Raw genomic sequence first — 23,731 nt, 5'->3', positions numbered from 1 at the left:
GTTACGCGCCGGCTTTCGTCAGGGACATGCCCAGTTGCACGCGGCGCTGCAGCCACAGGCTGGGGCGGTAGCGGGGGTCGCCGGTCACGCGCTGCATGCTCTTCAGGATTTCGAGGATGCGCTCGGCGCCCAGTTTGTCGCCCAGCGCCAGCGGGCCCGCCGGATAGCCGAGGCCCAGCGTGACCGCCAGGTCGATGTCTTCGGGGGTGGCGATCTGCTGTTGCGCGATGTCGCTGGCGATGTTGACGATGGTGGCCACGATGCGCTGCGCGATGAAGCCGGGCGAATCCTGGATCACCGTCACGGGCACGCCGTCGGCGGCCAGCAGCGCGTGCGCGGCGTCGCGCCACTTGGCTTCGGTGGCGGGCGACACCATGATGGTGCGGCGCTTGGCGGCGTCGAAGGCGTACAGCGTGTCCAGGCCCACGGTGCGGGCCGCGTTCAGGCCCTGGGCGGAAACCGCCGTGGAGACGTCGTCGCCGAACGGCGTGACCAGGATCAGGGCGTCGGCGTCGGGCACGGAGCCGGTCACCAGCGTGGCGCCCAGTTTTTCCACCAGCGCCGTGGCGCGCGCGTAACCTTCCGCATGCTTGGGGCTGACCCAGACCTTCAGGCCGGCGGGCAGCGCCGGCACGGGCGGCTCGGCCGGCACCTGCTTCTGGCCGTCGGCGTAGACGTAGAAGCCCTCGCCGGTCTTGCGGCCGATCAGGCCGCCCGCCAGGCGCACGGTCGTGATGGGCGACGGACGGAAACGCGGCTCGTCGAAAAACTGCCGGTAGATGGACTCCATGACGGGGTGGGACACGTCCAGCGCCGTCAGGTCCAGCAGTTCGAACGGCCCCATGCGGAACCCGGCCTGCTCGCGCATGACCGCGTCGACCTGGGCGAAGGTGGCCACGGCCTCCTGCGCCACGCGCAGCCCTTCGGTATTCATGCCGCGGCCGGCGTGGTTGACGATGAAGCCGGGCATGTCCTTGGCGCGCACGGGCGTATGGCCCATGCGACGGGCCAGCTCGGCCAGCGCGTCGCCCACTTCGGGCGCGCTGCGCAGGCCGTCGATGACTTCCACCACCTTCATCAGCGCGACCGGATTGAAGAAGTGGTAGCCGGCCACGCGCTGCGGGCGCTTGCAAGCGGCCGCGATGGCGGTGATGGACAGCGACGACGTGTTCGACGCCAGGATGCAGTCCTCGGACACCACGCCTTCCAGCGCGGCGAACAGGTCGCGCTTGACGTCCAGCCGCTCGACGATGGCCTCGACCACCAGTTGGCAGTTCGACATGTCCGTCAGGGCGGTGGCCGATTCCACGCGGCCCAGCGCGGCCTGGGCGTCCGCGGCGCTCAGCTTGCCCTTCTGGGCCAGCTTTTCCCAGATCTGGCGCAGCGACTCGCGCGCGGCGGCCACGGCCTCGGCGCTGGTGTCGTAAAGGCGGACGCGCAGCCCGGCTTGCGCCGCGATCTGCGCGATGCCGCGCCCCATGGCCCCGGCGCCCACGACGCCGATGGTTTGAATCTCCGTCATCAACACTCTCCTGCCTATTGCCTGTCTATATGGGATTGGACTCAGGACCGGCTCTGGGCCAGCGCCTGGATTTCTTCGGCCGACAGCCCCAGCCGCTCGGCCAGGACCTGCCCGGTGTGCTCGCCCAGCATGGGCGGCGGACGGCGGTATTCGACCGGGCTGCCGGAGAACTTCAGCGGGCTGGCCGCCATCGGCACCTTGCCCGCCGCCGGATGGGGCAGTTCGCGCCTCATGCCGCGCGCCAGCACGTGGGGGTCTTCATAGACCTGGTCCAGCGTATTGATGGGCCCCGCCGGGACGCCGACGCCTTCCAGGGCCGCCAGCCAGTGGTCGCGCTCGCCGGTGGCCATGCGCTCGGCCAGGAGCGGCACCAGTTCCGCGCGGTTCTTCACGCGCTGCGGGTTGGTGGAAAAGCGCGGGTCCGCCGACAGTTCCGGCAGGCCGATCGCGCCGCAGTAGTTGCGGAACTGGCTGTCGTTGCCGACGGCCACGATCAGGTGGCCGTCGCTGGCCGCGAACACCTGGTACGGCACCAGGTTCTGGTGCGCGTTGCCGGCGCGCCCGGGCGCCACGCCCGAGGTCATGTAGTTGAGGTTCTGGTTGGCCAGCATGGCCACCTGGCAGTCCAGCAGCGCCATGTCGATGTGCTGGCCCACGCCGCTGCGCGAGCGTTCGTGCAGCGCGGCCAGGATGCCCACGGTGGAATACATGCCGGTCATCAGGTCGGCCACGGCGACGCCGGCCTTCTGCGGACCGCCGCCAGGCAGGTCGTCGCGTTCGCCGGTGATGCTCATCAGGCCGCCCATGCCCTGGATCATGAAGTCGTAGCCGGGGCGGCTGGCGTACGGGCCGGTCTGGCCGAAGCCCGTGATGGAGCAGTAGATCAGGCGGGGGTTGATTTCCTTCAGGCTGTCGTAGTCCAGTCCGTACTTGGACAGGCCGCCCACCTTGAAGTTTTCCACCAGGATGTCGCTCTGCAGCGCCAGTTCGCGCACCAGTTCGGCGCCGCGGGGCGACGCGATGTCCAGCGCCACGGAGAACTTGTTGCGGTTGGCCGACAGGTAGTAGGCCGCCTCGCTGGTGTCGTTGCCCGCCTCGTCCTTCAGGTAGGGAGGCCCCCAGGCCCGCGTGTCGTCGCCCGAGCCGGGCCGTTCGATCTTGATCACCTCGGCGCCGAGATCGGCGAGGTTCTGGGTGCACCAGGGGCCGGCCAGGACGCGGGTCAGGTCGAGCACACGTATGCCGGTTAGGGGAGCGGGACGTTGCGACATCTGTAATCTTTTCGCTAGAAGAGAAATGAGGACGTCCGGCCCGCGGCTGCGCGCGGGCCGGACCGGATCACCGTAGGTCAAGCTGGATATTAGCCCGGACGCGTGTTCAGGAATGCGCCTTGATGGTTTCGCGGGCGATCACCAACTGCTGGATCTGCGAGGTTCCCTCGAAAATGCGGAACAGGCGCACGTCGCGGTAGAAGCGCTCCACCGCGTATTCGGACATATAGCCCGAACCGCCGTGGATCTGCACCGCGCGGTCGGCCACGCGGCCCACCATCTCGGTGGCGTAGAGCTTGCAGCAGGCGGCCTGCATCGTGGTGTTTTCGCCGCGGTCGCGCATGCGGGCGGCGTCCAGCACCATGCAGCGCGCGGCGTAGAGTTCGGCCTGGCTGTCGGCGATCATGGCCTGGACCAACTGGAATTCGGCGATGGGCTGGCCGAACTGCTTGCGTTCCAGGGCGTACTTCACGGCGTCGCGCAGCAGGCGGTCGGCGATGCCGACGCACAGCGCCGAGATGTGCAGGCGCCCCTTGTCCAGCACGCGCATCGACGTGCGGAATCCGTTGCCCTCTTCGCCGCCCAGCAAGGCGCTTGCGGGGACGCGGCAGTTGTCGAACACCACGTCGCTGGTCAGGGCGCCCGCCTGGCCCATTTTCTTGTCGGGCTTGCCGATGATCAGGCCCGGCGCGCCGGCCTCGACCAGGAAGCACGAAATGGAGTTCGCGCGGCGTTCGGGCGCGGTGCGAGCCATGACGGAGAACAGCCCGGCGATCGGCGCGTTGGTGATGAAGCGCTTGGTGCCGTTGAGCACGTAGCCGTCGCCGTCGCGCACGGCGGACAGGCGCAGCGCCATCGCGTCCGAACCGGCGTCCGGCTCGGTCAGCGCGAAGGAGCCGACCAGTTCGCCGCTGGCGAGCTTGGGCAGGTAGCGGTTGCGCTGCTCGTCCGTGCCGGCCAGCACGATGGCTTGCGAGCCGATGCCGATGTTGGTGCCCGCCAGCGACCGGAACGCGGGCGAGGTCTGCCCCAGTTCGAACACCACGCGCACTTCCTCTTCCATGTTCAGGCCCAGGCCGCCGTAGTCGGGCGAGATGGACAGGCCGAACAGCCCCAGCTCGCGCATTTCGCGGACGATGTCGGGCGGCACCTGGCCGCTGGCGGCCAGCTCGTCTTCGGCGGGGATCAGGCGCTCGTGCACGAAGCGGCGCACGGCGTCCAGCAGCAGGTTCAGGGTTTCGGTATCGAGGGCCATGATGGAAGTCTCAAGAGAAAAAGGCGGAGCCGGGGCGGCGCGTTCAGGCGCGCATGCCGCCGACCAGTAAATCGAAATAGCCGGCGGCGATGATTTCGGCGCTGTCGCCCTGGCCGGGCTTGTACCAGCGCACCATCCAGTTCAGCATCGACAGCACCGCGCGGCCGGCGGCCGGCACGTCCAGCGGCCTGAACACGCCATCGGCGACGCCCTGGGCGATCACCTCGCGCAGGCGTTTTTCGTAGCCGTCGCGCAGCCGGGCGGCGTCCTCGCGCTCGGTCAGCGCCATACCGGAATAGCCGATCAGCATGGTGACGAACTCGGCATGGTGCTGCTCGAAATAGCGCGCGTGGCCCACCATGAAGGCGCGCAGACCGGCGGCCGCGCCGTCGGCCCGGGCGACGTCCTGGCCGACGGTCTGCGTCAGCCCGCTCAGGACGCCGAGGATGATGGCGTCGTAGATGTCCTGCTTGGTGGTGTAGTAGTGATAGATGGCCGCCTTGGACACGCCCAGGGCCGCGGCCAGGTCCGACACGGAACTGCCGTCGTAGCCGCTGCGGGCGAAGAGCTTGGCGGCTTCTTCCAGGATGCGTTCGCGCGGCGCCGCCGACGAGGGCGGCCGGCCGGCGCGGGCGCGTTTCTGGACGGGAGGGGCGGAGGTCGCCATTGACAGCCTTTGAAGGGCGGCGCCGGCGCTGCCGGGGGTTCGAGCGAACCTCCATTGACAGCGCTTCGGCGCATGCCGTTTAATAGGGATTAATTAATTACCGGACGGTCGGTATGTAATTATAGACACACCGGCCAACGATGCTCAAGCCCTCTTGGGACCTTTTTCCGCGACGACGCCCATGCCCCACTCTCTCGTGACTGATTTGTATGGCCAGATGTCCCTGCCGGTCATCTGCGCCCCCATGTTCATCGTGTCCAATCCGAAGCTGGTGGTCGCGCAATGCACCAGCGGCATCGTGGGCTCGTTCCCGGCGCTGAACGCGCGCCCGCAAAGCCTGCTCACCGACTGGCTGGACGAGGTCCAGGCCGGCCTGGCCTCCCACCGCGAGGCCCACCCCGGCGCCGCCGTGGCGCCGTTCGCGGTCAACCAGATCATCCACCAGTCCAACGACCGCCTGGAACAAGACCTGGCGGTGTGCGCCAGCCATCGCGTGCCGCTGATCATCACCAGCCTGCGCGCGCCCGGCGACCTGGTCAAGGGCGTGCACGATTGGGGCGGCAAGGTGTTCCACGACGTGACCACCCTGCGCCACGCCGAAAAGGCGCTGGAGGCCGGCGTGGACGGCCTGATCCTGGTGTGCGCCGGCGCGGGCGGGCACGCGGGCACGCTCAGCCCCTTCGCCCTGGTGGCCGAAGTGCGCCGTTTCTACGACGGCCCGCTGATCCTGTCCGGCGCGATCACCTCCGGCGCGCACGTCCTGGCCGCCCTGGCCATGGGCGCGGACTTCGCCTACATGGGCACGCGCTTCATCGCCAGCGAAGAGGCCAACGCCAGCGAAGGCTACAAATCCGCCATCGTGGACGCCAGCGCCTCCGACATCCTCTATACGCCGTTCTTCACCGGCATCCCCGGCAACTACCTGAAGGCCAGCATCGCCGCCGCCGGGCTGGATCCGGCCAACCTGCCGCAGCCCGAGAACGGCGCGTCCAACTTCGGTTCGACCCGGGTCAAGCCCTGGAAGGACATCTGGGGCGCGGGGCAAGGGGTGGGCGGCATCGCCAGCGTGCTGCCGACGCGCCAGATCGTCGACACGCTGCGCCGCGAATACGCGGACGCCAAGGCCCGCGTGGACGGCAGGGCCTTCGCATCATGAGCGGCGGGCTGAAAGTCGCCCGCGAGGGCGCGGTCCTGACCCTGACGATAGACCGCCCGGACCGCCGCAACGCGCTGGACATCGCGACCTACGCCGCGCTGGCCGAACAGATCGCCCTGGCCAGCGCCGACCAGGCGGTGTCGGCGGTGATCCTGGCCGGCGCGGGCGGGCATTTCACCGCGGGCAACGACCTGCGCGACTTCCAGGCCGAACGCGGCGCCGGCGACAGCGCGGGCATCGCGTTCCTGCGGGTGCTGACGGCGGCGGACGTGCCGGTCATCGCCGCGGTCGAGGGCTATGCCATCGGCATCGGCGTGACGCTGCTGCAGCATTGCGATTTCGTCCACGTCGCGGAAGGCGCCACCCTGCGCATGCCGTTCGTGGCGCTGGGGCTGTGCCCGGAAGGCGCGTCCAGCCTGCTGATGCCGAAACTGGCCGGCGCCCGCCGCGCCGCCGAATGGCTGCTGCAGGGCAAGGCGTTTTCGGCGCAAGAGGCTTTCGAGGCCGGCCTGGCCACTTCCGTCACGCCCGCCGGGCAGGCGCTGGCGGCCGCGCAGGCCACCGCCGCCGACCTGGCGCGCCAGCCGCCGGCGGCCCTGCGCCTGACCAAGTCGATGCTGCGGCGCCCGGACCGCCAGGCCATCCAGGAAACGCTGGACTACGAGGCCCACCAGTTCCGCGCCCGCCTGCAGACCGAAGAGGCGCAAGCGGCGTTCGCGAAGTTCTTCAAGAAATAACGCTGCGCGCCTCAGAACGGCGATTCGGGCCGGAAGTTCGGCGCCCGGCGCTCGCGCAGGGACTGGATCCCTTCGCGCACGTCCGGGCCGCCGAAGCCCATGAATTCCAGGGCCAGCGAGGTATCGAAGCTCGGCCCCGCCATGCGCAGCCAGTTGTTCAGCGAATACTTGGTCCAGCGGATGGCGGTCTGCGACCCGGCGGCCAGCTTGTTGGCCACCTCGAAGGCGCGGCCGATCAGCTCGGCCTCGTCCACGCACAGGGACACCAGGCCGATGCGCTCGGCTTCCTCGCCCGTCACGGTTTCACACAGCATCAGGTAGTACTTGGCCTTCGCCATGCCGCACAGCAGCGGCCAGACGATGGCGGCATGGTCGCCCGCCGTCACGCCCAGGCGGGTATGGCCGTCGATGATGCGCGCATCGCGCGCCGCGATCGAGATGTCGGCCAGCAGGCCCGCCACCAGCCCCGCGCCCACCGCCGCGCCATGCATGGCGGACACGATGGGCTTGTTGCAGTTGATGATGTTGTAGACGAGGTCGCGGGCCTCGCGCCAGACGCGGGCGCGCACGTCGAAATCGTCCGCCATCTGCTGCACCAGGTCCAGGTCGCCCCCGCCCGAGAAACCCTTGCCCTCGCCGCGGATCACCACCACGCGGGTGTCCGGATCGGTGTCGATGTCGCGCCAGATGTCGGCCAGTTCGCGGTGCATGCGGTCGTCGGCCGTGGACAGCTTGCCCGGCAGCCCGCCCTTGGCGCCCATGATCAGTTCCAGCACGCCGCCGGGGTGCCGGCGCAGCTTCAAGGCCTCGTAGGCCGAATAGTGTTCCAGCGTAATGTCGGTCATTGTCTTCTCCGCGTTGTCTTTTCGATGTGGCGGGTGCCCTTCCGGGACTGCCCGCCCGGGGCGGCCCGCTGGGCCGGCCCGTCTCGGCGCACTATAGTGGATACCGCCTTCCACGCCATGCCGATTCCCAGCGGAGCCTCAGCCCATGAACACCCCCGTCCCGCCCGCCGGCGCCAAGATCGACCGCGCCGCCCTGCCCGCCCTGTTCGCCCCCCGCGGCGTGGACACGCACAAGGGCAGCTTCGGCACCGTCGGCGTGCTGGGCGGCGGCCCGGGCATGACCGGCGCGGCGCTGCTTGCCGCCAGGGCGGCCTTGAAAACCGGCGCCGGCAAGGTGCTGGTGGGCTTCGCCCAGGAAGCCCCGCCCCTGGCCTGCGACCCGCTGCAGCCCGAACTGATGCTGCGAGACGCCCGCTCGCTGCTGGAGGAGGACTGGGGCGTCACCGTCTGGGTGGCCGGCTGCGGCATAGGCGCCGGCACCCTGGCCGCCAACGCGTTGTCCGAATTGTTCGTCCTGCGGCGGGGATCGCCGCTGGTGCTGGACGCCGACGGCCTGAACCTGCTGGCGCGGGGCGACATCCAGCCCGGCTGGGGCCCGGGCCCGGTCGTGCTGACGCCCCACCCCGCCGAGGCCGGCCGCCTGCTGGGCGCCAGCACGGCGGACGTCCAGGCCGACCGGCCGGGCGCCGCCCGGGAGCTGGCCGGGCGCTACGGGGCCTGGATCGTGCTGAAGGGCGCGGGCACCGTGGTCTGCCCGCCCCAGGGCGAACTGCGGATCAACACTAGCGGCAATCCGGGGCTGGCCACCGCCGGGACCGGCGACGTGCTGGCCGGCATGCTCGGTTCCCTGATCGCGCAGAACCTGCCGCTGGACCAGGCCGTGGCCGGTGCCGTCTGGCTGCACGGCGCGGCGGCGGACGCGCTGGTCGCCCAGGGCATCGGGCCCATCGGCCTGACGGCCGGGGAACTGGCGGACGCGGCCCGCGGGCTGCGCAATACCGGCCGGGGGCCCGTTTCCACCCCCTAAGTCCCCGTCAAATAAACATTTTTACAACATACTAGGGTTTACCCTGGAAAACACATTGCTTTTATCCTAGGGTTATCCCTATAATGGTTTACCCCATGACGAAACGGACTGGAGAAAGCCATGAGCGAACTGACCCTGAACCACACTGCCCGCCTGACCGACGCGCTGGAGCGTGACCTGCTCCGCGGCGCCCTCGAGAACCAACCGAATGCCCACCCGCTGACCAGCCTGAAGAAGGCCGGCCAAACCGTGATCGCAGCCGTTGCCGCCGTCTTTGCCTTCATCGACGAAGTGAATGATTCGATGAACAAGGCACGCGCCGCCAGCTCGCGCTTCTCCGGCTCGCAGTGGTAAGCCCTGCCGCGCTGGACTGAATCGCGACCGATCTCCCGCGATCCAGCCTGGCGCGCCGCCGCCGCAACGCCCGCCGGCTCCCCGGCGCCCGCTGCGGCGGATTGCGGCGTCCCGGCCCTCACCGGAACGCCATCGCGCCGCGCCGACCCCTATTCCGGGGCCCCCGCGACGCCCTCCCCGCCCCCTCCTCTCGGCGTTTTCCCTAGCGCCGCATTCGCCGTTCTGCATTGACAGCGCGCGAAGCCCCTACCGATAATCGGCCCCTTGCCGTCGTGCCTGGCGCCAAACCTCCCTGAGCCCCTCCGAGCGGCCCCGCCAGTCCGGCTGGCGCAGGCGGTTCACACGCAAGCACGATCCGGTTCGTTCCCCATCCGGAGTTGTCACCATGAAGTTGCGCACCACCCTGGCCCTCGCGGCCGCCGCCATTCCCTTGGCCGCCGCCCAGGCGCAGACGCTGAAGGTCGGCCTGTCGGCCGAACCCACCTCGGCGGACCCCCACTACCACAAGATGACGCAGAACGACGCGTTCTCCGCGCACGTCTACAGTTCGCTGGTGGGCCGCAGCGCCGACATGAAGCTGATTCCCGCGCTGGCCACGTCCTGGAAGAGCCTGGACGACACGACCTGGGAATTCAAGCTGCGCGACGACGTCAAGTTCTCCAACGGCAAGCCCTTCACGTCCGAAGACGTGCTGTTCACCGTGTGCCGCACGCTGAACAACGAGACCAACGTGTCGCAGTCCTACATGGACATGACCAAGCGCATCACCGACGTGCAAACGCCCGACGCGCACACCGTGATCATCAAGACCGGCGAACCCTTCCCGCTGATGCCCGCCGAACTGGCCCGCTCGCTGCCCATCGTCTGGAACGGCATCGTCGAGCACGGCAAGCTGACCTTCGACCCGAAGAAAGGCTGCGGCGTGACCGGCCCGTGGCCCACCGTGGCCGACTTCAACAATGGCAAGGACGCCATCGGCACCGGCCCGTACACCCTGAAGTCTTACGTGAAGGGCACCGGCATCGAACTCGTCCGCAACGAGAACTACTGGGGTCCCAAGCCGTACTGGAAGGAAGTGAAGTTCGTGCCGGTGCCCTCCGCCGGCCCGCGCCTGACCGGCCTCTTGTCCGGCGACTTCGACATGATCGAGAACCCGGCCGCCCGCGACCTGCCCCGCCTGAAGGACAACCCCAAGTTCGGCTTCGTGGCCACGCCCTCCACCCGGCTGGTGTTCTTCCAGCCGGACGTGGGCCGCAACCCCAGCCCCTTCGTCAAGAGCGCCGACGGCAAGAACCCGCTGCAGGACCTGCGCGTGCGCAAGGCGATTTCGATGGCGATCGACCGCAAGGCCATCACCGCCCGCATCATGGACGGCATGGCCACCCCGGCCTACCAGTACATGCCCGACGGCATGTTCGGCGCCCTGCCCAAGGCCCCGGAAATCAAGTACGACCCCGAAGGCGCCAAGAAGCTGCTGGCCGAGGCCGGCTACCCGAACGGCTTCGAACTGACGCTGTCGTCCACCAACGACCGCTACGTCAACGACGGCCAGGTGGCGCAAGCCGTGGCCCAGTTCCTGGCGCGCGTCGGCATCAAGACCAACGTGGACGCCATGACGGCCTCCATCTACTTCCCCAAGCGCGCCAAGCGCGAGTTCAGCTTCTCGATGGGCGGCTGGCCGGCGGAAACGGGTGAAGCCTCGGCGCTGTTCCAGTTGTGGGTGGCTTCCCTGGATTCCCCCAACAGCCTGGGCACCAGCAACTACGGCGGCTTTTCCAACGCCGACTTCGACAAGGTCTACAAGCAGGCCATCGTGACGGTGGACGCTCCCAAGCGCGAAAAGCTGCTGCAGGAATCCACCCAGATCGCGCTGGACAACGTGCCGCTGATCCCGCTGCATTTCGAAAGCAGCATCTGGGCCTTCCGCAAGGGCATCACGTACGAAGGCCGCCGCGACCAGTACACGCTGGCCACCTCGGTCACGCCCGACAAGAAGTAATCAGGCTCGCCTGAACGAAAAACGGCTGCCTCGCGCAGCCGTTTTTTTTTGCGCTCAACCCGCCAGCGCGCGGTCCAGCTCCCGGCACAGCAGTTCGATGAATGCCTCCGCCTTGGGCGGCAGCACCCGTCCCGGCATGACCTGGATCTGCAAGGTGCGCGATTGCAGTTCGGCGTTGGAAATCGGCACGGCGACCAGTTCGTCGCGCCGCAGGCTCCACGCCACCGAGATATAGCCCCCGAGCATGATGGCGTCCGAGCCGAACACGAATCCATGCAGCGGCGAGGAATCGTTGCAGGTCAGCACGGGCTCCAGTTGCACCGATTCCAGGGCACACCCCATTTCGAAAAGCTGCCGCGTGGTGGTGCCCGGCCCGGTCAGCGCCAGCGGATACTGGCCGAGGTCCTGCAGGCTGACGCTGGCGCGGCCCGCCAGGGGATGGTCCGCCGCCATGACCGCCTGCACCGGCGCGCGGCGCGAATAGCGCGCGCTGACCTCGCCGACGCGCTCCGCGATGAAGGCCATGCCCAGGTCCACGCTGCCTTCGGCCACCCGGCGGCTCACCTCGGCGGGCGAACCCACGTGCAGGTCGAAACGGATGTTCGGCCAGTCCCGGTGGAACCGCGCCATCACCGAGGGCAGGAAGATCCGCGCCAGGCCTTCGACGGACGCCACCCGGATCTCGTTGCGCGCGGCGCCCTTGACCTCGGCGATCTCCTGGAGGACGGACTCGGCCTCGAGCATGGTGCGCCGGGCATGCGCCAGCAGCAATCGGCCCGCCTCGCTCAGGACCATGCCCCGCGCGGCGCGCTCGAACAGCGGCGCCCCCGCCTCTTCCTCCAGTTTGGCGATCTGCCGGCTGATGGCCGACACCGCCACGTGCAGGCGCTCGGAAGCGCCGCTCAGGCTGCCCGCCTGGGCAACCTCCAGAAAATACTTCAGGGCAATACCGTGCATGTTCAACTTTGGCCGCCGGATCGAGCTTTGCCTTTTATGCAAAGCTTCTGATAAATATTCTAATTGTAGAGAAAGCTTCCAAGCTCCTAGAATTCGGCGAATACTCGAAGGCGGCGCGCCCATGACGCGCCCCAAAAATAAGGGAAAACCCGTGCCAGCAGCCTTTTCCAGCGCCCGCCGCGCCGCGGCGCATGCCCCTACCGGCACTTAGCCGCCGCCCGTCCGCCATCGCCTATACAATCGCGTCGCTTCATCGGAGTTCCCATGCCTACGCCCACCCCCGCGTCCCTTCCACGTCCATTTCTGCTCGCCTGTCCGGACCTGTCGGCGGAGCGCGTGGGCAACACGGACACGCCCGGCGTCTGGCATTTCGACTCGGGCGCGCCGGGCAAACGCGTCATGCTCAGCGCCCTGGTGCACGGCAACGAACTCTGCGGCGCCTGGGCGCTGAAAGAAGCGCTGGCGGCCGGCCTGCGGCCCCGCCGCGGCTCGCTGACGCTGGCGTTCTGCAACCTGGCGGCCTTCGACCGCTTCGACTCCGCCAACTACGCCCCGGCGCGCTTCGTCGATGAAGACATGAACCGCGTCTGGAGCGGCGACAAGCTGGGCGTGCCCATCAGCCAGGAACGCCGTCGCGCGGCCGAACTCCGCCCCTGGGTGGCGCAGGCCGACTGGCTGCTGGACTTCCATTCGATGAGCAATTCCGACGTGCCGCTGCAACTGACCGGCCTGGAACAGCGCAATATCGACCTGGCCCTGGCGCTGGGCAACCCCGCCACCATCATCGCCGACGCCGGCCACGCGGCGGGCGTGCGCATGCGCGACTACGGCCGCTTCGGCGAATCCGGCGACAACGGCACCCGTTCCCTGCTGATCGAATGCGGTTTCCATGGCGCGCCCGAGGCGCGCGGCGTGGCCATCGACCAGATGGCGCGCTTCCTGGTGGCGGCGGACGCCGTGGACCGCGGCGACCTGCCCGAGGCGTGGTTCGCCCCCGGCGCGCCGTCGCAGCGCGCCCTGCGCGTCACCCACGCCATTGCCGCCAAGAGCGCCGACTTCCGCTTCGCCCAGCCCTGGAAGGGCCTGGAAACGCTGGCCGCGGCCGGCAGCCTGATCGGCTGGTCCGAAGGCGAGCCCGTCGTCACGCCCTATGACGATTGCGTACTGATCATGCCGTCCACCGCCAACCTGCGGCCCGGCGTGACCGTCGTCCGGCTGGCGCAGCCCATCGCCTGACGCACCGGAGCGCCCGCGCAGCCGGGCGCCGCCACGGAAAGACCAAGACAACAAGGGAAAAAACCATGTCCGCCAAGACGTTCTACCGCAGCATCCTCACCGCCTGTACGCTGGCCGCCTGTGCGCCCGCGGCCCTGGCCCAGGGAGGCCCCGCCACCCTGAAGATCGGCCTGTCGTCCGAGCCGACCTCCATGGATCCGCACTACCACCAGGCCACGCCGAACGACGCGATGACCTCGCACCTGTTCGAGACGCTGGTGGGGCAGGACGCCGCGATGAACCTGATCCCCCGGCTGGCCACGGCCTGGAAGCCGGTGGACGACACGACCTGGGAATTCACGCTGCGCGAAGGCGTCAAGTTCTCCAACGGCCAGCCGTTCACGGCGCAGGACGTGCTTTTCACCTTCTGCCGCGTGGTGAACAACGAGCAGTCCATCAGCAGCTCGTACCCGTCCATCATCCAGAAGTTCGCCGACGTGCAGGTGCGGGACGGCAACACCCTGGTGATCAAGACGCGCCAGCCCTATCCGTTGCTGCCCAACGACCTGACCCGCATGGCCATGCTGTGGAACGGCATCGCCGAGCACGGCCCGATCGGCTTCGACCTGAAGAACAAATGCGGCGTCACCGGCGCCTGGCCCACCGTGGCCGACTTCAACAGCGGCCGCTCCGTGATCGGCACCGGCCCGTACACCTTGAAGAGCTACGTCAAGGGCACCGGCATCGAGCTGGCGCGCAACGACGCGTACTGGGGCGACAAGCCGGCCTGGGCGAACGTGAAGCTGGTGCCGGTGCCGGCCGCCGGCCCGCGCCTGACCGGCCTGCTGGCGGGCGACTTCGACCTGATCGAAAACCCGGCCGCGCGCGACGTGAAGCGTATTTCGGAGACGCCCGGCTTCGGCCACGTCACCACGCCGTCGGTGCGCGTGGTGTACTTCCAGCCCGACGTGGCGCGCAGCCCCAGCCCCGGTGTCAAGGCCGCCGACGGCAAGAATCCGCTGCGGGACGTGCGCGTGCGCCGCGCCATTTCGCTGGCCATCGACCGCAAGACCATCGCCGACCGCATCATGGACGGCGCGGCCACGCCGGCCAACCAGTTCCTGCCCGACGGCATGTTCGGCACCCTGCCCCATCCGCCCGAACTCAAGTACGACCCGGCCGCCGCCAGGAAGCTGCTGGCCGAGGCCGGCTACCCGGACGGCTTCGAGCTGACCGTCTCGTCCACCAACGACCGTTACATCAACGACGCGCAGATCTCGCAGGCGGTGGCGCAATACCTGTCGCGCGTGGGCATCAAGACCACCGTCGACACCATGACGCGCTCGGTGTATTTCCCCAAGCGCGCCAAGCGCGAATTCAGCTTCGCCATGGGCGGCTGGTCGTCCGAAACGGGCGAGGCCTCGTCTTTCCTACAATACTGGGTCAGCGCGTTCGACAAGGAACACGGCCTGGGCACCAGCAACTACGGCGGCTACGACAACCCCGAGTTCGACCGCGTGTTCAAGCGCGCCCTCGTCACCGTGGACCCGGCCGCGCGGGAAAAGCTGCTGCAAGAGTCGCTGGCCCTTGCGCTGGCCGACCTGCCCAGCATTCCACTGCATTTCGAAAGCAGCATCTGGGCGTTCCGCAAAGGGCTGACGTACGAAGGCCGCGCCGACCAGTACACCCTGGCCATGTCGGCCAAGCCCGCCAAGTAAACACGCGGCGCCCGCAACCCCTGAGCCCACCAAGGAAATAATCTCGTGGCCTTGTTCATCCTACGCAGACTGATCCAGAGTCTGTTCGTGCTGCTGGCCGTTTCGGTCGTGGTCTTCTTCGCGGTCTATGCCGTGGGCGACCCGATAGAACTGCTGGTCAGTCCCGAAGCCAGCCAGGCCGCGCGCGAGGCGATGATCGCCCGCCTGGGCCTGGACCTGCCGGTGTGGCAGCAATACACGGGCTTCCTGTGGCGCGCGCTGCATGGCGACCTGGGCACGTCCTTCGTGCACGGCATTCCCGCCATCGAACTGATCGTGCAGCGCATCCCCGCCACGTTCGAACTGGTCATCGTGGCCATCCTGCTGACCTGTGTCTTCGGCATTCCGCTGGGACTGGTCGCCGGCCTGTACCGCGACCAGCCCCTGGGACGCGGCATCATGGCGTCGTCGGTGCTGGGCTTTTCCCTGCCGAACTTCTGGCAGGGCATGATGCTGATCCTGCTGTTCGCGGTCTGGCTGGGCTGGCTGCCCGCCACCGGCCGCGGCGACACGGTCACGGTGCTGGGCGTGCGGCTGTCGATCCTGACCGCCGACGGCTGGTCGCACCTGATCATGCCGGCCATCAACCTGGCCCTGGCCAACATCGCCCTGGTGCTGCGCCTGACGGCCTCCGGCGTGGTCGAGGCCCGCAGCCAGGACTACGTGAAGTTCGCACGCGCCAAGGGCGTGAGGCCCGGGCGCATCGTGCGCCGCCACATCCTGCGCAACATCCTCATCCCGGTGGTCACCGTGATCGGCATGGAGTTCGGCACCCTCATCGCCTACTCCACCATCACCGAAACCGTGTTCGCCTGGCCCGGCATGGGCAAGCTGCTGATCGACAGCGTCTACCAGCTCGACCGCCCGGTCGTGGTGGCCTACGTGATGCTGGTGACCCTGATCTTCGTGATCATCAACCTGGTTGTGGACATTCTGTACGCCGCGCTCGACCCGCGCGTGCAGCTCGTGACCCCCGCTCAATAATCCGCCATGGCTCAATCTCCCAATTCCGGCCGCACCCGCACCGTCCAGCCTCTGGCCGAGACGCCCCAGCGCGCCGCCATCCTGAAGAAACTGCACGCGCGCCCCACGGTGCGCGGCTCCGCCATCGCCCTGGCCATCCTGATCGTCCTGGTGATCTTCGCGCCCTACTTCGCGCCGCAGAATCCGTACGACCTGGCCAACCTGTCGCTCATGGACGGCCGCCTGGCGCCGCGCCAGGCGCTGATGGACGGCAGCATCGCCTGGCTCGGCACCGACGACCAGGGCCGCGACATGCTCAGCGCCATCCTGTACGGCCTGCGCATCAGCCTGATGGTGGGCCTGTCCGCCGTGGTGCTGGCCACCGCCGTGGGCGGCGCGATCGGCCTGGTGGCCGCCTATATCGGCGGCGTGGTCGACACCGTGCTGATGCGCATCGTCGACTTCATCCTGGGCTTCCCGACCATCCTGGTGGCGCTGGTGCTGCTGGTGGTGCTGGGGCGCGGGGTCGACAAGGTGATCCTCGCGCTGGTGCTGGTGCAGTGGGGCCACTACGCGCGCATCATGCGCAGCCGGGCCCTGCAGGAACGCCGCAAGGAATACGTGGAAGCCGCCGCCAACCTGGGCTTTCCGGCCTGGCGCATCATGCTGTTCCACCTGCTGCCCAACTGCCTGGGCCCCGTCATGGTGTTCGCCACCATCCAGATCGCGACCGCCATCGCCCTCGAAGCGACGCTGTCGTTCCTGGGCGTGGGCGTGCCCATCACCGAACCCTCGCTGGGCCTGTTGATCTCCAACGGCTTCCAGTACCTGCTGTCGGGCGACTACTGGATCAGCCTGTTCCCGGGCATCGCCCTGCTGGTGCTGATCCTCTCCATCAACATCGTAGGCGACCGCCTGCGCGAAAGCCTGGATCCTCGTCGAGCATGAAGGGAAAGCCCACCCCCGAAGCGCTGCGCGCTTCCCCCTCAAGGGGGCATGCCTGCGGACCGGCAAAGCCGGCTCCGCGGCATCCCGATCGGGCGGCGCCCGTTGCAGGCGCTGCTGGCGGCGTAATGGACGAATGAAATGAGCGAAACACTACTTGATGTGCGCGGCCTGCGCACCGCATTCCATACTGAAGCCGGCGCCTGGCTGGCGGTCGACGGCGTCGACCTTACCGTGCGCCGCGGCGAGATCGTCGGCCTGGTGGGCGAATCCGGCTCCGGCAAGTCCGTCACCGGGTTCTCGCTGCTGGGCCTGATCGACCCGCCCGGGGAGGTCGTGGACGGCGAAGTGAAGTTCAAGGGCACGGACCTGCGCAAGCTGAGCGAAGAGCAGATGCGCCAGTTGCGCGGCAACCGCATCGCCATGATCTTCCAGGATCCCCTGATGACGCTGAACCCGGTGCTGCGCATCGGCGAGCAGATGATGGAAGCCATCCTCACCCATGAAAACGTCTCGCGCTCCGAGGCCGAGGCGCGCTGCCGCGACGCGCTGGCCATGGTGGGGATTCCGTCGCCCGAAAAGCGCCTGAAGAGCTATCCGCACGAGTTCTCGGGCGGCATGCGCCAGCGCGTGGCGATCGCGATCGCGATGCTGAACAAGCCCGACCTGATCATCTGCGACGAGCCGACCACGGCGCTGGACGTCACCATCCAGGGCCAGATCCTCTACCGCATGCAGGAAATCTGCCGCGAGCACAATACGGCGCTGATCTGGATCACCCACGACCTGGGCGTGGTGGCCGAACTGGCCGACCGCGTGGCCGTGATGTACGCCGGGCGCATCGTCGAAAGCGGCCCGGTCGAACAGGTGCTGGACGCGCCGCGCCACCCCTATACCAGGGGCCTGCTGGATTCGATGCCCGGCACCACGCAGCCCGGCGCGCGCCTGCACCAGATCAACGGCATGGCGCCCAGCCTGGCCGGCCGCCCCGCGGGCTGTGCGTTCCGTCCGCGCTGCCCCAACGCGGTCACGCGCTGCACCGAACAAGCCCCCTCCGTCACCACCGAAGGCCCGCGCAGCTACCGCTGCTACGTGCCGATCGCCCGCGAGGCACAGTCAGCATGAGACCAGCCGATACTCCCGTCATCGAGCTCAAGAACGTCCACAAGCGCTTCGAGCAGCGTCCCGACCTGGCCCAGCGCATCCTGGCCATGGCGGGCCGCCCCATCGACCGCCGCACCGTGTATGCCGTCAACGGCGTCGACCTGTCCATCCAGCGCGGCGAAGTGCTGGGCCTGGTCGGCGAATCCGGCTGCGGCAAGTCCACGCTGGGCCGCGTCGTGGCGGGCCTGCACCGCCAGACCGAGGGCGAACTGCGGTACCTGGGCCAGGACGCCCGCCGGCTGCGCGGCGCCGAGAAGCTGGCGTACACGCTGGGCGTGCAGATGATCTTCCAGGATCCGCAGGCCTCGCTGAATCCGCGCCAGCGCCTGCGCCAGATCCTGGGCGAAGCGCTGAAGGTCCACAAGCTGGCGCCCTCCGCCGAGATTCCCGCGCGCATCGACCGCGCGCTGAAGGAAGTGGGGCTGGACACCGAGTACCGCGACCGCTTTCCACACCAGATTTCCGGCGGCCAGCGCCAGCGCATCGGCATCGCCCGCGCCCTGATGGTGTCCCCGAAGTTCCTGGTCTGCGACGAGCCCGTGGCCGCCTTGGACGTGTCGATCCAGGCACAGGTGATCAACCTGTTCATGGACCTGCGCGAACAGCACGGCTTCACGTACCTGTTCATCAGCCATGACCTGGGCGTGGTCAAGCACATCTCGGACCGCGTGGCGATCATGTACCTGGGCAAGATCGTGGAGATCTCCACCTCGGCCGAGATCTTCGCGCGCGCCAACCACCCCTACACCCAGGCCTTGATGGCCGAAGTGCCGGACGTGGGCCGCCGCGGCCGCAAGTTCACGCCGATCAAGGGGGAGATCCCCTCGCCGCTGAATCCGCCGCCGGGCTGCACCTTCAATCCCCGCTGTCCCCACGCCATGCCCCGCTGCCGCGAACAGGCGCCGGAGCTGAAAGAAATCTCGGCGGGCCACTGGTCGGCCTGTCACCTGAACGAGGCAAACGCCTGATGAAACCCTCCGACATGTCCAACGTGGACCGCATCGCCATCGAAATGGGCCATGCGGGCCGCAACGCCATCCTGTACGTGGATGAAGACCGCAACGCCGACCGCCCCTTCAAGCTGCAGACGTACCGCCCCTACGGCTACACGCCGGACCGCCCGGTCGTCATCGTGCAGCACGGCGTGCTGCGCAACGGCGACGAATACCGCGACTTCTGGGTCGAGGCCGCCGACAAGCACAAACTGCTGATCGTGGCGCCGACCTTCTCCAACGAGATCTGGCCCGGCGTCGAAAGCTACAACAACGGCCGCGTGTTCTCCGCCGGCGGCAATCCGCGCCACATCGACGGCTGGACCTACGCGCTGGTCGGCAATGTGATCAAGGACATGATCGCCGGCGAAATCACCGACGGCCAGAACGTCTACCTGTTCGGCCATTCGGCCGGCGGCCAGTTCGTGCACCGCCTGATGAGCAGCCAGCCGCACGCGCCGTTCAAGGCGGTCGCGGCCGGCAACCCGGGCTGGTACACGCTGCCCACGTTCGACTACCCCTTCCCCGAAGGCATGGACGGAGTCGGCTTGACGGAAGACCACCTGGTGAAGCTGCTGGCCTACCCGATGACCATCCTGGCGGGCGACCAGGACATCGCCACCGACGACCCCAACCTGCCGTCCGAGCCCGCCGCCATGCGCCAGGGCCCGCACCGCTTCGCACGCGCCAAGAACTATTTCGAGTCCGGCCGCAAGGAAGCGGAGCGCCGCGGCGTGCCGTTCGGCTGGACGCTGCAGGTCGTGCCCGGCATCGGCCACGACGGGCGGGCCATGTCCGCCGTCTGCGCCAGCCTCTGGTTCGACGGGCGGATGCCCGACGACGCCGAACTGGCCCGCCTGGCCGGCCAGCAGGTCGCCTGACCGTTCCCTTTTCTCAATCCGCCGAACTCCGATACCGCCATGTCCACCACTCCCAGCACCGAACAGATCGTCGCCGGCATCCAAAGCTGGCTGCAATGCGAATCGCCCTCGAACTTTCCCGAAGGCATCGCCGCGATGGCCCGCATCATCGCCGACTTCGCCGCGGCCGCCGGCCTGACGGTGGAGCTGTCGTCGCTGGGCCCCGCCACGGGCCCGCTGCTGTACGCCACCAACCGCGCGCCCGGCGACACCCGCCCCGGCATCCTGATTCTGGCCCACATGGACACCGTCCACCCGGTCGGCACGCTGCTGGAGAATCCGGTGCGCATCGAGGGCGACCGCCTCTACGGCCCGGGCGGCTACGACATGAAGGCGGGCATCTACCTGGCGCTCTCGGCCCTGTCCGGCCTGGCCCGTCCCGGCGCGACCAAGCTGCCGGTGGACCTGCTGGTGGTGCCCGACGAGGAAACCGGCAGCCACGCGTCGCGCACGCACATCGAACGCTTCGCCGCCAACGCCAAGTACGCGCTGGTGTGCGAACCGGCGCGCCCCAATGGCGGCAAGTGCGTCACCGCCCGCAAGGGCACGGGCATGCTGAACCTGAACGTCAAGGGCCGCCCGGCGCACGCCGGCATGCAGCACGAGAAAGGCCGCAGCGCCATCCGCGAAATGGCGCACCAGGTGCTGGCGCTGGAAGCCATGACCGACTATGAGCGCGGCATCACCGTCAGCGTCGGCACGATCGCCGGCGGCACCGTGACCAACACCGTGCCGGCGCTGTGCCGCTGCGTGGTGGACTTCCGCGTTCCCGACATGGGCGCCGCTGAGGACGTGCTGCGCCGAATGCGCGAACTGTGCGCGGTGGGTCCGGACGTCGAACTGGACATCAACGTGGAACTGAACCGCCCGCCGATGGTGAAGACCGAGGCCGCCACGCAACTGCTGGCGCTGGCGCAGGGCTACGCCGAACGCGCGGGCTTCCCGCTCGAAGACGCGCCGATGACCGGCGGCGGAAGCGACGCCAACTTCACGTCCGCCATGGGGATTCCCACGCTGGACGGCCTGGGCGCCGACGGCGACGGCGCGCACACCCTGAACGAGTACGTGCTGGTCTCGACCCTGGAACAGCGCCTGAAGTTCTGGGAACTGCTGCTGAAGGAACTGTCCTAACAGACCGCGCCCCGAGTGCGGACTTCCGGACAGCGCCGCGGCATGCCGCGGCGTCCTGGGCGCGCCCGCCGGCGGCTGCTGGCGCCGGCATTCGCCGCGTTCGCGCTGATGGGCGCGGGCGCCGGCGCGGCCTGCGCCCGTGAAACGCCGCAAGGCTGGATCGTCGCGATCGACAACTGGCAACTGCTCGAAGGCAGCGGCGCCGCGACGCGCATCAAGCAGCGCACCACGGGCGTCTACGCCGGCGGCGAATTCGATGCCGGCGCCGGCTGGCGGCTGGGCGGCGCGCTGGGCGCCACCCGCGCCCGGGTCCGGGTCGATGCGCTCGACGCCAGGGCGACCGTCGACAGCTACAGCGCCACCCTCTACGGGAAACGGTCTTTCGCGGCCGGCGCGGGCAAGGTGAACCTGCTGGCCGCCGCCTCCTACGCCTGGCACGACATGGACACGACGCGCCACTTCGACCTGCCGGGCATTTCCCAGACCCTGACGGCGGACGTCAGCGCCAACACGGTGCTGGCCTTCGCCGAACTCGGCTATGAACTGCCGCTGCCGGAGCGCGCAAGCCTGGAGCCGTTCGCCGGCCTGGCCTTGCGCGACGTGCGCACGCGCGGCTTCGCGGAATCGGGCGGATCGGCCGCGATCGCCGCCGGCAGCGGGCGGCTGGCGCAGACCACGACGACGCTGGGGCTGCGCGGGCAGGCCGGCGTGCCGCTGGGCCCGACCATGGTCCGCGTGCACGCCCTCCTGGGCTGGCGCCGCGCATTCGGCGACGTGGAACCCGAAACGACCCTGGCGCTCGACGGCGGCGGCGTGCTGACGGTCGCCGGCGCCCCGATCGCCCCCAGCGCCGCGCTCGTGGGGCTGGGCGCGGAAGTGGCCCTGTCGCGCTCGGCGGCCATCGGGCTGGCCTATGGGGGCCAGTACGGCGGCGGCATGCGCGAACACACCGGGTCGCTGAGCCTGCGCTGGGCCTACGGCAGCCTCTGACGGCGGCGGCGCCCGCCTCCGGGAGCGGCTGTTTTTTCGCCTAGAATTACCCCCCCGACCGCGCTCTCGCCTCCGCCATCATGTCCGATACCCCTACGCCCCTCAGCGCCATCGCCTACGGCATCGCCACGCTGGCCGCCGATGGCGCCATCCTGGACACCTGGTATCCCCGCCCGTCGCTCGCCGACAATTCGCCCGCCACCGGCACGCGCCACCTGACGCCGGAAGAGGCCCGCGCCGCGCTCGGCGAACACGTACCGACCGCCCTGATCCGGGACACCCGCCGCAAGGTGGACATCGTGGCCGTGCGCACCGCCATCGCGTCGCTGGACGAGCCGCCGGCCGACGCGCATGACGCCTACCTGCGCCTGCACCTGCTCAGCCACCGGCTGATCCGTCCGCACGGCGCCAACCTGGACGGCCTGTTCAACGTGCTGTCCAACGTGGCGTGGACGTCGGCCGGCCCCTGCGCGGTGGACCAGGTGGACGCCCTGCGCTGGCACCTGCGCGCGTCCGGGCAGGTGCTGGAGATCCGCGGCGTGGACAAGATTCCCCGCATGACCGATTACGTCATGCCCGGCGGCGTGCGCATCGCCGACACGGCGCGCGTGCGGCTGGGCGCGCACCTGTCGCCCGGCACCACGGTATTGCACGAAGGCTTCTGCAATTTCAACGCGGGCACGCTGGGCGCCTCGATGGTCGAAGGCCGCATCAGCGCGGGCGTCATCGTCGGAGACGGCAGCGACATCGGCGGCGGCGCCTCCATCATGGGCACCATGTCAGGCGGCGGCAAGCAGGTGGTGTCCATCGGCAAGCGCTGCCTGCTCGGCGCCAACTCCGGCATCGGGATTTCGCTGGGCGACGATTGCGTGGTGGAAGCCGGCTGCTACATCACCGCGGGAACGCGCGTGCTGACGCCGGAGGGCGCGGTGGTGAAGGCGACCTCGCTGGCGGGCCAGCACGGCCTGCTGTTCCGCCGCAACTCGCAGACCGGCGCAGTGGAGTGCCTGGTGCGGACCGCGGCCTGGGGCACGCTGAATCCGGATTTGCACACGTAACCCCTCCGCGTGTCCGACACCCATACGAAATGCCCTGGACAGCTTGAGACAACGTCCCCCGGGTGTCAGACACCGATACCTAACCTTCTGCGTGTCTGACACCCATACGAGATGCCCTAGCCAGCTTGAAACAGCGTCCCCCGGGTGTCAGACACCGGCTAATACCTAAGGCTAACCCAAGCTCAAGCGTATTCCGCCGTCCGTCCCAACCGGTCGTAGACCAGGTTCACGAACAAATCCGAGCTCAGTATGCGCGTGGCCAGGCACGAAAACACAGTCTTGCCCTGCTCGTCCTGCAGGCTGACCGTCTCGGCCCAGTGGTTCAGGTCGATGCGCTTGAGCGACTCGTACGGCCACGTGGCGCCGTCGATGTGCAGGCCTTCCGCCGACAGGGCCAGCTCCTGCGTCTGCAGGTCCGGGAAGACGCCGCCGCGGACATAGCGGAACGCGACGCGCCCGCCGTCGGCGATCGTCTCTTCCAGCACGGGCAGGCGCTGCGCGACGTAGCGCGAGCGGAAGGCGTCCATGAGCTTGCTGAATTCGCCGACGTCGCCGGACACCAGCGTCCAGCCATCCGCCGCGCGGGTGCGATAGGCGAAGTTGTCGATCAGGCCCGCGGTGGCGTCCGGCCCGGAGGCGAACAGGCAGAGGTCCTGGATATCCGCGAATGCGGTGTAAGTGCGCGTGTCGCCCTGTCGGCTGACGACGCCATGCTCGTGCAGTTCAAAGCAATCCGGGGCGCTCCCCGTGTGGTTAAACACCGCTAGTGCTTCAGAGGCTTGCGGGGTTCGGCTATCGGTCATGCA

22 protein-coding genes are annotated in these 23,731 nt (G+C 68.8%); 15 read left to right on the top strand and 7 right to left on the bottom strand.

From position 1 onward, the window contains the following. Position 1: 1 nt before the first annotated feature. The 4 genes from WHX56_RS07005 to WHX56_RS06990 form a co-directional block, all read right to left on the bottom strand. Positions 2-1,522 carry a 3-hydroxyacyl-CoA dehydrogenase gene (locus WHX56_RS07005; protein ID WP_338880840.1) on the bottom strand — a complete coding sequence of 507 codons (1,521 nt, stop codon included), beginning with the start codon at positions 1,520-1,522 and terminating at the stop codon, positions 2-4. 41 nt (positions 1,523-1,563) lie between these two features. Next, complete coding sequence (locus WHX56_RS07000; RefSeq protein ID WP_287754407.1) at positions 1,564-2,793, bottom strand: CaiB/BaiF CoA transferase family protein; 1,230 nt, start codon at positions 2,791-2,793, stop codon at positions 1,564-1,566. A 106-nt stretch (positions 2,794-2,899) separates the two neighbouring features. Then, positions 2,900-4,048, bottom strand: a complete 1,149-nt coding sequence (locus WHX56_RS06995) for an acyl-CoA dehydrogenase family protein (protein ID WP_338880839.1) — start codon at positions 4,046-4,048, stop codon at positions 2,900-2,902. Positions 4,049-4,091: 43 nt separating this feature from the next. After that, the gene (locus WHX56_RS06990; protein ID WP_129245022.1) at positions 4,092-4,715 is read right to left on the bottom strand and encodes a TetR/AcrR family transcriptional regulator; all 624 of its coding nucleotides are present in this window, start codon (positions 4,713-4,715) and stop codon (positions 4,092-4,094) included. Between the two features lie 181 nt (positions 4,716-4,896). Here WHX56_RS06990 and WHX56_RS06985 point away from each other — a divergent pair, with 181 nt between their 5' ends. Both WHX56_RS06985 and WHX56_RS06980 read left to right on the top strand, forming a co-directional pair. Further along, positions 4,897-5,871, top strand: coding sequence for an NAD(P)H-dependent flavin oxidoreductase (locus WHX56_RS06985; protein WP_287754406.1), 975 nt, complete (start codon positions 4,897-4,899; stop codon positions 5,869-5,871). Further along, positions 5,868-6,608, top strand: a complete 741-nt coding sequence (locus WHX56_RS06980; RefSeq protein WP_338880838.1) for an enoyl-CoA hydratase-related protein — start codon at positions 5,868-5,870, stop codon at positions 6,606-6,608. Before WHX56_RS06985 ends, WHX56_RS06980 begins: the two co-directional genes overlap by 4 nt. An 11-nt stretch (positions 6,609-6,619) precedes the next feature. Here WHX56_RS06980 and WHX56_RS06975 read toward each other — a convergent pair whose 3' ends face one another. Continuing rightward, positions 6,620-7,453 carry an enoyl-CoA hydratase/isomerase family protein gene (locus WHX56_RS06975; RefSeq protein WP_129245019.1) on the bottom strand — a complete coding sequence of 278 codons (834 nt, stop codon included), beginning with the start codon at positions 7,451-7,453 and terminating at the stop codon, positions 6,620-6,622. 145 nt (positions 7,454-7,598) lie between these two features. Here WHX56_RS06975 and WHX56_RS06970 point away from each other — a divergent pair, with 145 nt between their 5' ends. The 3 genes from WHX56_RS06970 (at position 7,599) to WHX56_RS06960 (ending at position 10,833) form a co-directional block, all read left to right on the top strand. Further along, on the top strand, positions 7,599-8,480 hold the full coding sequence (locus tag WHX56_RS06970; protein ID WP_338880837.1) for an NAD(P)H-hydrate dehydratase: 882 nt from the start codon (positions 7,599-7,601) through the stop codon (positions 8,478-8,480). 120 nt (positions 8,481-8,600) lie between these two features. Then, positions 8,601-8,834 carry a hypothetical protein gene (locus tag WHX56_RS06965; RefSeq protein ID WP_129245017.1) on the top strand — a complete coding sequence of 78 codons (234 nt, stop codon included), beginning with the start codon at positions 8,601-8,603 and terminating at the stop codon, positions 8,832-8,834. Positions 8,835-9,219: 385 nt separating this feature from the next. Then, a complete protein-coding gene (locus tag WHX56_RS06960) occupies positions 9,220-10,833 on the top strand; it encodes an ABC transporter substrate-binding protein (protein WP_129245016.1) in 1,614 nt (537 codons plus the stop codon). 54 nt (positions 10,834-10,887) lie between these two features. On the opposite strand, the gene WHX56_RS06955 is transcribed toward WHX56_RS06960, so the two are convergent. Then, the gene (locus WHX56_RS06955) at positions 10,888-11,790 is read right to left on the bottom strand and encodes a LysR family transcriptional regulator (protein WP_129245015.1); all 903 of its coding nucleotides are present in this window, start codon (positions 11,788-11,790) and stop codon (positions 10,888-10,890) included. Positions 11,791-12,054: 264 nt separating this feature from the next. Here WHX56_RS06955 and WHX56_RS06950 point away from each other — a divergent pair, with 264 nt between their 5' ends. The 10 genes from WHX56_RS06950 to dapD all read left to right on the top strand — a co-directional run bounded on the left by WHX56_RS06950 (position 12,055) and on the right by dapD (position 22,925). Next, positions 12,055-13,026, top strand: a complete 972-nt coding sequence (locus tag WHX56_RS06950; RefSeq protein ID WP_338880836.1) for a succinylglutamate desuccinylase/aspartoacylase domain-containing protein — start codon at positions 12,055-12,057, stop codon at positions 13,024-13,026. 65 nt (positions 13,027-13,091) lie between these two features. Then, positions 13,092-14,723, top strand: a complete 1,632-nt coding sequence (locus tag WHX56_RS06945) for an ABC transporter substrate-binding protein (protein ID WP_338880835.1) — start codon at positions 13,092-13,094, stop codon at positions 14,721-14,723. 45 nt (positions 14,724-14,768) lie between these two features. Continuing rightward, positions 14,769-15,746, top strand: coding sequence for an ABC transporter permease (locus WHX56_RS06940; protein ID WP_338880834.1), 978 nt, complete (start codon positions 14,769-14,771; stop codon positions 15,744-15,746). Between the two features lie 6 nt (positions 15,747-15,752). Further along, positions 15,753-16,673, top strand: coding sequence for an ABC transporter permease (locus WHX56_RS06935; RefSeq protein WP_129245008.1), 921 nt, complete (start codon positions 15,753-15,755; stop codon positions 16,671-16,673). A gap of 138 nt (positions 16,674-16,811) precedes the next feature. Beyond that, entirely contained in the window at positions 16,812-17,795 is a 984-nt protein-coding gene (locus tag WHX56_RS06930; RefSeq protein WP_129245006.1) for an ABC transporter ATP-binding protein, read from the top strand. Next, the gene (locus WHX56_RS06925) at positions 17,792-18,802 is read left to right on the top strand and encodes an ABC transporter ATP-binding protein (RefSeq protein WP_287753828.1); all 1,011 of its coding nucleotides are present in this window, start codon (positions 17,792-17,794) and stop codon (positions 18,800-18,802) included. The genes WHX56_RS06930 and WHX56_RS06925 overlap by 4 nt, the downstream gene beginning before the upstream one ends. After that, positions 18,802-19,707: an alpha/beta hydrolase gene (locus WHX56_RS06920; protein ID WP_129245002.1), complete on the top strand. Its 906-nt coding sequence runs from the start codon at positions 18,802-18,804 to the stop codon at positions 19,705-19,707. The genes WHX56_RS06925 and WHX56_RS06920 overlap by 1 nt, the downstream gene beginning before the upstream one ends. 39 nt (positions 19,708-19,746) lie before the next feature. Beyond that, entirely contained in the window at positions 19,747-20,877 is a 1,131-nt protein-coding gene (locus tag WHX56_RS06915) for a M20 family metallopeptidase (RefSeq protein WP_129245000.1), read from the top strand. Positions 20,878-20,919: 42 nt separating this feature from the next. After that, positions 20,920-21,867, top strand: coding sequence for an autotransporter outer membrane beta-barrel domain-containing protein (locus WHX56_RS06910; RefSeq protein WP_338880833.1), 948 nt, complete (start codon positions 20,920-20,922; stop codon positions 21,865-21,867). A gap of 80 nt (positions 21,868-21,947) precedes the next feature. Further along, positions 21,948-22,925, top strand: a complete 978-nt coding sequence (gene dapD, locus WHX56_RS06905) for a 2,3,4,5-tetrahydropyridine-2,6-dicarboxylate N-succinyltransferase (RefSeq protein WP_129244996.1) — start codon at positions 21,948-21,950, stop codon at positions 22,923-22,925. Between the two features lie 182 nt (positions 22,926-23,107). Here the strand turns inward: dapD and WHX56_RS06900 are convergent, their stop codons facing one another. Beyond that, positions 23,108-23,728, bottom strand: a complete 621-nt coding sequence (locus tag WHX56_RS06900) for a hypothetical protein (RefSeq protein ID WP_338880832.1) — start codon at positions 23,726-23,728, stop codon at positions 23,108-23,110. Positions 23,729-23,731: the final 3 nt, after the last annotated feature.

The sequence above is a fragment of the Achromobacter veterisilvae genome (genome assembly GCF_037619525.1).
Taxonomy (GTDB): Bacteria; Pseudomonadota; Gammaproteobacteria; order Burkholderiales; family Burkholderiaceae_B; genus Achromobacter; species Achromobacter veterisilvae.
This window is presented reverse-complemented; position numbering and strand designations above follow the sequence as displayed.

Coding starts and splice junctions, on each gene's coding strand:
- WHX56_RS06950 (WP_338880836.1), top strand. CDS start 12,055: ATGCCTACGCCCACCCCCGCGTCCCTTCCACGTCCATTTCTGCTCGCC.
- WHX56_RS06930 (WP_129245006.1), top strand. CDS start 16,812: ATGAGCGAAACACTACTTGATGTGCGCGGCCTGCGCACCGCATTCCAT.
- WHX56_RS06960 (WP_129245016.1), top strand. CDS start 9,220: ATGAAGTTGCGCACCACCCTGGCCCTCGCGGCCGCCGCCATTCCCTTG.
- WHX56_RS06920 (WP_129245002.1), top strand. CDS start 18,802: ATGAAACCCTCCGACATGTCCAACGTGGACCGCATCGCCATCGAAATG.
- WHX56_RS06965 (WP_129245017.1), top strand. CDS start 8,601: ATGAGCGAACTGACCCTGAACCACACTGCCCGCCTGACCGACGCGCTG.
- WHX56_RS06975 (WP_129245019.1), bottom strand. CDS start 7,453: ATGACCGACATTACGCTGGAACACTATTCGGCCTACGAGGCCTTGAAG.
- WHX56_RS06945 (WP_338880835.1), top strand. CDS start 13,092: ATGTCCGCCAAGACGTTCTACCGCAGCATCCTCACCGCCTGTACGCTG.
- WHX56_RS06990 (WP_129245022.1), bottom strand. CDS start 4,715: ATGGCGACCTCCGCCCCTCCCGTCCAGAAACGCGCCCGCGCCGGCCGG.
- WHX56_RS06980 (WP_338880838.1), top strand. CDS start 5,868: ATGAGCGGCGGGCTGAAAGTCGCCCGCGAGGGCGCGGTCCTGACCCTG.
- WHX56_RS06900 (WP_338880832.1), bottom strand. CDS start 23,728: ATGACCGATAGCCGAACCCCGCAAGCCTCTGAAGCACTAGCGGTGTTT.
- WHX56_RS06955 (WP_129245015.1), bottom strand. CDS start 11,790: ATGCACGGTATTGCCCTGAAGTATTTTCTGGAGGTTGCCCAGGCGGGC.
- WHX56_RS06915 (WP_129245000.1), top strand. CDS start 19,747: ATGTCCACCACTCCCAGCACCGAACAGATCGTCGCCGGCATCCAAAGC.
- WHX56_RS07000 (WP_287754407.1), bottom strand. CDS start 2,793: ATGTCGCAACGTCCCGCTCCCCTAACCGGCATACGTGTGCTCGACCTG.
- WHX56_RS06970 (WP_338880837.1), top strand. CDS start 7,599: ATGAACACCCCCGTCCCGCCCGCCGGCGCCAAGATCGACCGCGCCGCC.
- WHX56_RS06935 (WP_129245008.1), top strand. CDS start 15,753: ATGGCTCAATCTCCCAATTCCGGCCGCACCCGCACCGTCCAGCCTCTG.
- WHX56_RS06995 (WP_338880839.1), bottom strand. CDS start 4,048: ATGGCCCTCGATACCGAAACCCTGAACCTGCTGCTGGACGCCGTGCGC.
- WHX56_RS06925 (WP_287753828.1), top strand. CDS start 17,792: ATGAGACCAGCCGATACTCCCGTCATCGAGCTCAAGAACGTCCACAAG.
- WHX56_RS06985 (WP_287754406.1), top strand. CDS start 4,897: ATGCCCCACTCTCTCGTGACTGATTTGTATGGCCAGATGTCCCTGCCG.
- WHX56_RS07005 (WP_338880840.1), bottom strand. CDS start 1,522: ATGACGGAGATTCAAACCATCGGCGTCGTGGGCGCCGGGGCCATGGGG.
- dapD (WP_129244996.1), top strand. CDS start 21,948: ATGTCCGATACCCCTACGCCCCTCAGCGCCATCGCCTACGGCATCGCC.
- WHX56_RS06910 (WP_338880833.1), top strand. CDS start 20,920: ATGCCGCGGCGTCCTGGGCGCGCCCGCCGGCGGCTGCTGGCGCCGGCA.